This is a genomic window from Methylobacterium sp. EM32 (assembly GCF_040593685.1).
Taxonomy (GTDB): domain Bacteria; phylum Pseudomonadota; class Alphaproteobacteria; order Rhizobiales; family Beijerinckiaceae; genus Methylobacterium.
In genome coordinates, this window is sequence record NZ_JBEXZS010000052.1 from 72,293 (window position 1) to 82,344 (window position 10,052).

Here is a 10,052-nt window from a genome sequence, read left to right on the forward strand (position 1 = left end):
CGAGTCTGAAGCGTCCGATGCCCAAGCGCACCGATCTCTCCTCCATCCTCATCATCGGCGCGGGCCCGATCGTCATCGGCCAGGCATGCGAGTTCGACTATTCCGGCACGCAGGCCTGCAAGGCCCTGCGCGAGGAAGGCTACCGGATCATCCTGGTCAACTCGAATCCGGCGACGATCATGACCGATCCGGATCTCGCCGACGCGACCTATGTCGAGCCGATCACCCCGGAGATCGTCGCCCGCATCATCGAGAAGGAGCGGCCCGACGCCCTCCTGCCGACCATGGGCGGCCAGACCGCGCTGAACTGCGCCCTCTCGCTCAAGCGGATGGGCGTGCTGGAGAAGTTCGGCGTCCAGATGATCGGCGCCACGGCGGAAGCGATCGACAAGGCGGAGGACCGCAGCCTCTTCCGCGACGCAATGACCAAGATCGGGCTCGAGACCCCGAAATCAGCGCTCGCCAACGCCTCGGCCGCCAAGAAGGCGGACCGGGAGAAGTACCTCGCCGAGGTGGCCCGCATCGAGGCCGCCGAGAGCGATCCGGAAGCCCGCAAGACCGCGCTCGCCGCCTTCGAGAAGAAGTGGGCCTCGGCCGAGAACGACCGGCGCAAGCGCTACGGCGAGCACGCGATCGGCCAGGCGCTCATCGCGCTCGCCGAGGTCGGCCTGCCGGCGATCATCCGGCCGTCCTTCACGATGGGCGGCACCGGCGGCGGCATCGCCTACAACCGGGAAGAATTCCTCGACATCGTCGAGCGCGGCATCGACGCCTCACCGACCAACGAGGTCCTGATCGAGGAATCGGTCCTCGGCTGGAAGGAGTACGAGATGGAGGTCGTCCGCGATCGCGCGGATAACTGCATCATCGTCTGCTCGATCGAGAACGTCGACCCGATGGGCGTCCATACCGGCGACTCGATCACCGTGGCGCCGGCGCTGACGCTGACCGACAAGGAATACCAGCGCATGCGCGACGCCTCGCTCGCGGTGCTGCGCGAGATCGGCGTCGAGACCGGCGGCTCGAACGTCCAGTTCGCCGTCGACCCGGCCACCGGCCGGATGATCGTGATCGAGATGAACCCGCGCGTCTCGCGCTCCTCCGCGCTCGCCTCGAAGGCGACCGGCTTCCCGATCGCCAAGGTCGCGGCCAAGCTCGCCGTCGGCTACACCCTCGACGAGATCGCCAACGACATCACCGGCGGGGCGACCCCGGCCTCGTTCGAGCCGACGATCGACTACGTCGTCACCAAGATCCCGCGCTTCGCCTTCGAAAAATTCCCGGGCGCCGAGCCGACGCTGACCACCGCGATGAAGTCGGTCGGCGAGGCGATGGCGATCGGCCGCACCTTCTCGGAATCGCTCCAGAAGGCCCTGCGCTCACTGGAGACCGGGCTTACCGGCCTCGACGACATCGAGATCGAGGGGCTGGGCAAGGGCGACGACCGCAACGCCATCAAGGCGGCGATCGGCACGCCGACCCCGGATCGCCTCCTCAAGGTGGCGCAGGCGCTTCGCCTCGGCGTCAGCCACGAGGAGGTTCATGCTTCCTGCAAGATCGACCCGTGGTTCCTGGAGCAGCTCCAGGGCATCATCGACCTCGAGACCAAGGTGAAGCGCTTCGGCCTGCCGAAGACCGAGGGCGCCTTCCGCCAGCTCAAGGCGGCGGGTTTCTCGGATGCGCGCCTCTCGGTGCTGGCCGGGATCGAGGAAGGGGCCGTGCGCGCCGCCCGCCGGGCGCTGTCGGTGCGGCCGGTCTTCAAGCGGATCGACACCTGCGCGGCCGAGTTCAAGTCGCCGACCGCCTACATGTACTCGACCTACGTCGCCCCCTTCGCCGGCAGCGTGGCCGACGAGGCCCAGCCCTCGGACGCCAAGAAGGTCATCATCCTCGGCGGCGGCCCGAACCGGATCGGCCAGGGCATCGAGTTCGACTATTGCTGCTGCCACGCCTGCTTCGCGCTGACCGATGCGGGCTACGAGACCATCATGGTCAACTGCAACCCGGAGACGGTGTCGACCGACTACGACACCTCGGACCGGCTCTACTTCGAGCCGCTGACCGCCGAGGACGTGCTGGAGATCATCGAGACCGAGCGCCAGGCCGGCACGCTGCACGGCGTGATCGTGCAGTTCGGCGGCCAGACCCCGCTGAAGCTCGCCCGCGCGCTGGAGGAGGCCGGCGTGCCGATCCTCGGCACCTCGCCGGACGCGATCGACCTCGCGGAGGATCGCGACCGCTTCAAGCGCCTGCTCGACAAGCTGCACCTCAAGCAGCCGAAGAACGGCATCGCCTACTCGGTGGAGCAGAGCCGGCTGATCGCCGCCGATCTCGGCCTGCCCTTCGTGGTGCGGCCCTCCTACGTCCTCGGCGGGCGCGCGATGGCGATCATCCGCGACGAGACCCAGTTCGCCGACTACCTGCTCGACACCCTGCCGAGCCTGATCCCGTCGGACGTCAAGGCGCGCTACCCCAACGACAAGACCGGCCAGATCAACACGGTGCTGGGCAAGAACCCGCTCCTGTTCGACCGCTACCTGTCGGACGCGATCGAGGTCGACGTCGACGCGGTCTCCGACGGGCGTGACGTGTTCATCGCCGGCATCATGGAGCACATCGAGGAGGCGGGCATCCACTCGGGCGACTCGGCCTGCTCGCTGCCGCCGCGCTCGCTGTCGCCCGAGACCATCGCCGAGCTGGAGCGCCAGACCCGCGGGCTGGCGCTGGCGCTGGAAGTCGGCGGCCTGATGAACGTGCAATACGCGATCAAGGACGGGGTGATCTACGTCCTGGAGGTGAACCCGCGGGCCTCGCGGACCGTGCCGTTCGTCGCCAAGGTGATCGGCGAGCCGATCGCCAAGATCGCCGCCCGGGTGATGGCCGGCGAGCCCCTCGCCTCCTTCGGCCTCAAGCCCAAGACTCTGCCGCACATCGCCGTCAAGGAAGCGGTGTTCCCCTTCGCCCGCTTCCCCGGCGTTGACGTGCTGCTCGGGCCGGAGATGCGCTCGACCGGCGAGGTGATCGGCCTCGATCGCGGCTTCGGCGTCGCCTTCGCCAAGAGCCAGCTCGGCTCCGGCACCCAGGTGCCGAAGGCCGGCACGGTCTTCGTCTCGGTGCGCGACGACGACAAGGCCCGCATCCTGCCGGCGATGAAGCTGCTGTCCGATCTCGGCTTCACGGTGCTCGCCACCACCGGCACGCAGCGCTACCTCGTCGAGAACGGCGTTCCGTGCGCCCGCATCAACAAGGTGCTGGAGGGCCGGCCGCACGTAGTCGACGCGATCAAGAACGGCGAGATCCACCTGGTGTTCAACACCACGGAAGGCGCGGGCGCGCTGTCCGACTCGCGCTCGCTGCGCCGGGCCGCCCTCTTGCATAAAGTGCCGTACTACACCACTCTCGCGGGAGCGATGGCGGCCGCCGAGGGGATCAAGGCCTATCTCGGGGGTGATCTCGAGGTCCGGGCCCTGCAGGAATATTTCGCGGCTTAAGTCGAAAGACTGCGGACGCGCCCTATCTCATCCCCTCGCGCCCGCGCGAGACAATCGGAAACAGGCCCGGTCGGGAGGCGCACCCTCTCGCCGGGCCGATTATTTGTGACGCGAGACGACGACGATGGACAAGGTTCCGATCACGGTACGGGGATTCGCGGCTCTGGAGGCGGAGCTGAAGCGCCGCCAGCAGGAGGAGCGTCCGCGCATCATCCAGGCGATCGCGGAAGCCCGCGCGCTCGGCGACCTGTCGGAGAATGCCGAGTACCACGCCGCCAAGGAGGCGCAGTCGCACAACGAGGGCCGGGTGCTGGAGCTGGAGAGCCTGATCTCCCGCGCCGAGGTCATCGATGTGTCGAAGCTCTCGGGGACGAAGATCAAGTTCGGCGCCACCGTCAAGCTGATCGACGAGGACACCGAGGAGGAGAAGACCTACCAGATCGTCGGCGAGCCCGAGGCCGATGTGCATGCCGGCCGGGTCTCGATCACCTCGCCGATCGCCCGCGCGCTGATCGGCAAGGCCGTCGGCGACACCGTCGAGGTCGTCACCCCGGGCGGCGGCAAGTCCTACGAGATCGTCGGCATCCAGTTCGGCGCGTAAACCACTGCCGGTCGGCTCCCGAGCCGAAGCGTTGCCGTGGCGGGATCCCGAGGCTATCTCGGCTGTCACGAGGTGGCGCGATCGGGCGCCGTGGAGACGACGCCGATGCTGCGCTGGAGCCAATCCCTGATCGCGGCCGCCCTGCTGGCGGTCGCGCTGCCTGCGAGCGCCCAGGACGCGACCCTGCCGCCGGGCACGCGCTTCTCCGCCATCCGGGTCGATGTCGGCCCCCTCCTCGCCCGCGGCCTCGGCCCCTACGCGGAGAACGTGCGAGGCGAGTTGCAGGCGGCGCTCGCCAAGACCTTCGCCGACCGGGTCGGCGGCCCGGGCCCGACCCTCGTCGTGCGGGTGACCGGCGTGTCGTTCAACCCCTATGCCGGGAGCGAGACCCGCTTCGGCGGCGGCAACGCCACCAACAGCGACTACCTCGAGGGCGAGGCCCTGGTGGTCGACCGCGCCGGCACCGTCCTGCTGCGCCATCCCCAACTCTCGGCCACCAATGCTAGCGCCGGCGGCGCCTGGTACGACCCGGACTCGGAAAACCGGCGCGTGACCTACATTGCCGGGCATTACGCGGCGTGGCTCAAGCGGGGGTTGGGGCTGGAGTGAGGGCGGGGTCGGTCGGCCCAGCGACAACAGCTCGGAACCTGTTCGACTTGCTCGACGGGACTGCCATCCTCAGCGTCATTCCGGGGCCGCGCAGCGGAGCCCGGAGTGCCGCAGGCACGCCCAGAACCGCGGATGGTTCAGAACGAGGTGTGGATCGTTCCGCTGTTTTCGGCAACACCAGAGTGTCTGGACTCCGGGCTCCGCTCCGCGGCCCCTGGATGACCATAAGGGTGTTGAACCCGTGGAGGGGCATCGAACAGACACTCAATCCAGAACGGTGCCTGAATTCCAACCATCACTGGGAAGCGCGGGCGACCAGCCCCCTCCCCCCTATTCCGGCTTGAGCCCCGAGCGCGCCTCGAGTTCCTGAAGCGTCCGGCGCGCCACGCTGGCGCCGGGCAGGCGGCGCTCGCGCTCGAAGCGGGCGAGCGCCGCGCGGGTGGTCGGACCGGCGATGCCGTCGACGGTGAGCGGGCCGTAGCCGAGCTTGATCAGGGCGCGCTGCGCGTAGGCGACCGCCTTGTCGGGTTTGGCGCCGGGAGCCGGCGCGGCATGGAGTGCCGAGGCCTTGACCGGCTCCGCCGCCCTCGCCTCCCGGACCGGCGCGTGGGCGACCGACGCGGCTTTCCCGGCGGCGTCCTTGCCGGCAACGTCACTGCCGGGAGCCTCCTTCACCGGCGCCGCCTTCGCGGCCACGGCCTTGACCGGCGCGGCCTTGGCCGGCGCGGCCTTCGGGGTGACCGAGGCGGTGCCGTGATCCTCGCCCCGGATCAGCGCACCGATCCCGTCCGGCTTAGGCCGCGACGCGGCCTCGCCCGAGCCGCGCGGCCCCGCATCGCCCGTGCTGCGCGGCGCCTCGGCCTTCGCCGTCGCGGTGGGTGCGGCCTCGCCGGTGGGCGCGGGACCCGTCGGCGCTTTGGCCGGCCCCTTGGCGAAGAGAGGTGCGGGGTGGCGGCCGGTCTGGAAGCTGAGGGCGTTCGCCGCCACCGCCGCCACCGCCCCGAGGGCGAGGAGGCCGCCGACGATGCCGGCGGGATGGCGCAGGATCCGGTCGGCCCTGAGCCGCAGGCGGTCAAGGGGACCGGCGGGGCGCGGGGCGGCTCTCGGCGCACGCGGCGCGCGGGGAACCGGCCGCGGGCGCGGGGCCGGCCGCGCCTCGGCGGTCAGCGCCACCTCGGGATCGTGTCGCCGGGCTGTCGCCTCGACGGGCTTCCGGGCCGGCGCCTCGGACATCGCGTCTCCTTCCGGCATCGAACGATCCGGGCCGGATCGATCGGCCTTGGATCGTTCCGTTCGGGACCGGTCCGCCTTGGCGCGGACCAGGGGTGGATGGACCGGGCCTGAATCGCTCACGTCAGCCCGTCAGCCGCATCGTGGCGGGCCGCTCCTCGACGAAGGTCCGCGCGAGGGACCCGGTGCGGATCGGCACCGGACCGCCCGGCACGGCGCGGGCGCCGCGGCAATCGAGCGGCAGGGCGACCACCACCTTCGTGCCGCAGGACGGGCTGCTCTCGACGATCAGCTCGCCGTGATGCAGCCCGACGAGGCCGCGCACCACCGAGAGCCCGAGGCCCGTGCCCTCGTGCGGGCGGCCGTAGCCGGCGCCGGCGCCGAGGCCGGCCTGGAAGAACGGGTCGCCGAGGCGGGGCAGGTCGGCCTCGGCAATGCCGATCCCGGTATCGACCACCGCCATCTCGATCCGGTCGAACACCCGGCGCACCGAGAGCACCACGTCGCCGCCGCGGGGCGTAAACTTCACGGCGTTCGACAGCAGGTTGATCAGCATCTGCCGGCAGGCGCGGGCATCCGCCGTGACCTCCGGCAGGTCGGCGGCGATCTCGCGCCGCAGGCGCACGCCGCCCTGGTCGGCGCGGATCTGCATCAGGTCGCAGACGCCGCGGGCGAGGCCGGCGAGGTCGAACGGCTCCGGCGCGTAGTCGAAGTTGCCGCTCTGGATCCGCGACATGTCGAGCAGCGCGTTGACCACCTCCAGCAGGTGCTGGCCCGAGGAATGGATGATGCCGGCATATTCCCGCCGCCGCTCGGGGCCGAGCGCCAGGGTCGATTCGGCCTCCAGCATCTCCGAGAAGCCGATGATGGCGTTGAGCGGTGTGCGCAGCTCGTGGCTCACCGTGGCGAGGAAGCGGCTCTTGACCTCGTCGGCGCGCTCGGCCGCGGCCCGGGCCTGGTCGAGCTCCTCGGCCCGGCGCCTGTGCTCCGAGACGTCCCGGGTCACCGCCACTACGGCGGCCTCGTCGGCGAGCGCCGGCATCGCCGCGCCCGGGACGCGGTGGGCCCGCATCTCGGCCCAGATCACCCGCCCGGCCCCGCCCGCCTCGCCGGCGGCGTGCAGGCGGAACTGCACCGTCACCGGCTGGGCCTGGCCGGCGGCGTCGCTGAGCGCGGTCAGGAAGGCGGGCCGGTCGGAGACGTGGACGCGGTTGAACAGGCCGCGGCCCTCGAGGGCGTCCGGCGTCGTCCCGGCGAGCGACCGGGCGGCAGGACTCGCCTGCAGCACGCTGCCGTTGCGGTCGTGCCAGGTGACGAGGTCGTCGATGGCGTCGAGGAGCAGAGCGTCGCGCATCGTCACGGCGGTCAGCCGGTCGCTCCAGCGGCCCTCGCGGCGGCAATGCTCCACGGACAGAGCCAGCACGTGGCAGATCGCCGTGATGGCGAAGACCGGCATCGCCAGGGCCGCCGGCCAGGCGAAGAAGCCGAGGCCCGGCGCGGGTTCGATCACCGCGACCGCCACCGCCCCCAGGATCGCGAAGGCGGCCGCCACCAGGGCGGCCCGATACGAGCCGGCGAGCAGGGCCTCGACCGGGATCATCACCAGCCAGATCGCCGCCGCCGAGGTCGGACCTCCGGTGAGGCTCGCCAGGCAGACGACGAGCCCGGTCAGCGCCGCCGAGGACAGGCCGTGGGCGAGCGTGAGGTTGCCGGTGCGCACCAGCAGCAAGGCCGCGATCACCGGCAGCATCAGGCAGGCCGCCGCCGCCGCCTCGACCAGCGTCGGAACGCCGCGCCAGAGCAGGTAGGGCGGCAGCATCGCCATCAGCACCGCGCCGGTGGCGAGCCGCGAGATCAGGAACCGCTCGTGGCGGCCCCGCTCGGCCGGGTCGCCCGCCGCGGAATCATGGACGAGACCCGTCAGCCGGGCATCGATCAGGGACGCAAAGGCACTGTTGATACGCACACCGCCACGCCAGCGCGGGAGACCTCGCGGCCCCGGCGCCCCTACACTGCGAACTATCGAAACCCTCGCAGAGCCGGCTTAAACGAACGTTAGAGCGCGACGAGACCGGGATTCTTGTCCCCCGGTCGCTCGGCGCGGACGCGATCTCACCCGCTCGTCACCTCACCCCGGTCATGCCTCAGCCGGTCATGCCTCAGCCGGTCATGGCCTCGGCCTCGTAGCCGGCGCGGCCGAGGGCGTGGGCCACGTCGAGGGCCTGGGCATCGGTGACGACCGCGACCCGGCCGGCCTCAAGGTCCACGCTCACCCGCGCCGCCGGGTCGAGGCGCTGGACCGCCTTCGTCACCGCCGCGACGCAGCCCTGGCAGGTCATGCCCTCGACCTTCATCAGGAGTTCCATCCGTTCGCCCGACCGGTCCGTCATCGCCACGCGCTCCTTTGCCGCTGCGGCACGCCAGGGCCGCGCAAGCCATCTCGGGTACTGCGGCATTCCGGACAAGGGTACCGCGAAATCCGTGGGCAGCCCGAGGCGGCGTCTTGCGGGTCCACGGCGCCTCGGCGACAACCGGGAAGGCCGGGATTTGCGGAACCCGTCCTGTCCTCGATGCGTAAGAGGTATCGCGATGGCCCTCATCACCGGCCGGCGCGCCGGCGGGTCGTCGGTGAGCCGGATCGCACTCAGCCTCTCCTTCCTCGCGGCCGGCGGGCTCTGCCTCGCGGTCGCGTTCCTGTCCGCGCCGCTCCTCGGGGCCCTGGCCGGGACCGCCCTCGCGGCCGCCCTCCTCGGGGGTGTGGCTACCGCGCTCTCCTTACGCCGCGCCGGACGCCTCGCCCGCCAGGTCGAGAAGATGTCGGGTGAGATCGACCTGCTCTCGCGCCGCCTGGTGACGCTGGAGCAGCGGGAGGCGCCGGCCGCCCCGTCGGCGGACCTGGAGAGCGGCCTGTCCGAGGTCACGGCCGAGATCGGCCTGCTCGGCGGCATCGTGCGCGAGCTCGCCATGGCGGTGGCGGTCCAGGACGAGGACCTGACCCGCCTGAAGGCCGGGCCGGTCGCCGCGGTCCAGCCCGCCGCCCCCGCCTTCGCTCAGCCGCCGCAGGCACCGGTTCCGCAGGCCCCCCTCCCGCAAGCACCGGTCCCGCCCGTGCATGTTCAGGCGGGGCCCGCCTACGCGCCGGCTCCCGCGCCGGTGCAGGCTCCCCGGCCGACCGCCCATTCCGAGATGCAGGCCTACGCTGCGGCCCCGCCCGTCGGGTTCGCGCCGGCTCCGGCCGCATCCCAGCCCGCCGCACCATCCTGGCTGGCCGAACTCGCGGCCACGCCAGTCGCCCCCGCACCCGCCGCCCAGGTGCCCGCTTCCCAGGTTTCCGCCGACCCGATCCTGCCGCGGGAGGTCGCCCCGGCGCCGCGCCGCGCCTTCGTGCCCGAGCCCGCCGCCGAGACCCATTCCGAGGCCGAGATCCTCGCCGCCCTCGCGCAGGGGCTCGAGGTCCACCTGCAGCCGGTCGTCAGCCTGCCGCAGCGCAAGGTGGCGTTCTACGAGGCCCTGGCCCGCCTGCGCGTCGGCGAAGCCCTGCTGTCCCCGGCGGAGTTCGTCCGGGTGCTGGAGCGGCACGGTCGCACCACCGAGCTCGACCGGCTGATGCTCGCCCGCGTGACGGCGATCGGCCAGCACCTCGCCTCCCGCGGCAGCGAGACGCCGGTGGCCTACGCCCTGTCGCCGGGCTCGCTGTTCGAGCCGGGATTCCTGCGGGCGGTCGCCCGCCTGATCGACCTGCACCCGGAACTCGCCGGCCGGATGATCCTGGCGCTGCCGCAGCGCAGCTGGCGCAGCCTCGACGCCGAGCAGGCGAGCGCGCTGCGCTCCTTGCGCGAGCGGATCGGCCTCGCGGTCGACCGGGTGGCGGATCCGCGCCTCGACGCCGCCGCGCTCGCATCCCTCGGGGCGAGCTACGCCAAGGTCGGCCTCGACACCCTGCTCGGCGAGCACGGCGCGGCGCTCGCCGTCTCCCTCGCCCGGTCCGGGATCCGGCTGGTGGCGGAGGGCGTCGAGCGCGAGACCGATGTGCCCGACCTGATCGACCTCGACCTGCCGCTGGCGCAAGGGGCGGTATTCTCGCCCCCCCGGGTGGTGCGGCCCGAGGTGCTCTCGCCCCC

General features: G+C 71.8%; 7 protein-coding genes. 4 read left to right on the top strand and 3 right to left on the bottom strand.

What is annotated here, in order from left to right; genetic code table 11:
- The first annotated feature begins 17 nt into the window (after positions 1-17).
- From carB to ABZT49_RS08285, 3 genes are all read left to right on the top strand, one after another.
- The gene (gene carB / locus ABZT49_RS08275; RefSeq protein WP_355285251.1) at positions 18-3,491 is read left to right on the top strand and encodes a carbamoyl-phosphate synthase large subunit; all 3,474 of its coding nucleotides are present in this window, start codon (positions 18-20) and stop codon (positions 3,489-3,491) included.
- Between the two features lie 124 nt (positions 3,492-3,615).
- Entirely contained in the window at positions 3,616-4,092 is a 477-nt protein-coding gene (greA, locus tag ABZT49_RS08280; protein ID WP_355285253.1) for a transcription elongation factor GreA, read from the top strand.
- Positions 4,093-4,197: 105 nt separating this feature from the next.
- Positions 4,198-4,701 (top strand): hypothetical protein, encoded by a 504-nt coding sequence (locus ABZT49_RS08285; protein ID WP_355285255.1) that lies wholly within the window; start codon positions 4,198-4,200, stop codon positions 4,699-4,701.
- A gap of 330 nt (positions 4,702-5,031) precedes the next feature.
- On the opposite strand, the gene ABZT49_RS08290 is transcribed toward ABZT49_RS08285, so the two are convergent.
- From ABZT49_RS08290 to ABZT49_RS08300, 3 genes are all read right to left on the bottom strand, one after another.
- The gene (locus tag ABZT49_RS08290) at positions 5,032-5,934 is read right to left on the bottom strand and encodes a peptidoglycan-binding domain-containing protein (RefSeq protein WP_355285257.1); all 903 of its coding nucleotides are present in this window, start codon (positions 5,932-5,934) and stop codon (positions 5,032-5,034) included.
- A gap of 121 nt (positions 5,935-6,055) precedes the next feature.
- The gene (locus ABZT49_RS08295; RefSeq protein WP_355285259.1) at positions 6,056-7,897 is read right to left on the bottom strand and encodes a HAMP domain-containing sensor histidine kinase; all 1,842 of its coding nucleotides are present in this window, start codon (positions 7,895-7,897) and stop codon (positions 6,056-6,058) included.
- A gap of 193 nt (positions 7,898-8,090) precedes the next feature.
- Entirely contained in the window at positions 8,091-8,321 is a 231-nt protein-coding gene (locus ABZT49_RS08300; RefSeq protein WP_355285261.1) for a heavy-metal-associated domain-containing protein, read from the bottom strand.
- A gap of 199 nt (positions 8,322-8,520) precedes the next feature.
- Between ABZT49_RS08300 and ABZT49_RS08305 the strand changes: the two genes are divergently transcribed.
- A partial coding sequence (locus ABZT49_RS08305; protein WP_355285263.1) for an EAL domain-containing protein occupies positions 8,521-10,052 on the top strand: 1,532 nt, incomplete at its 3' end.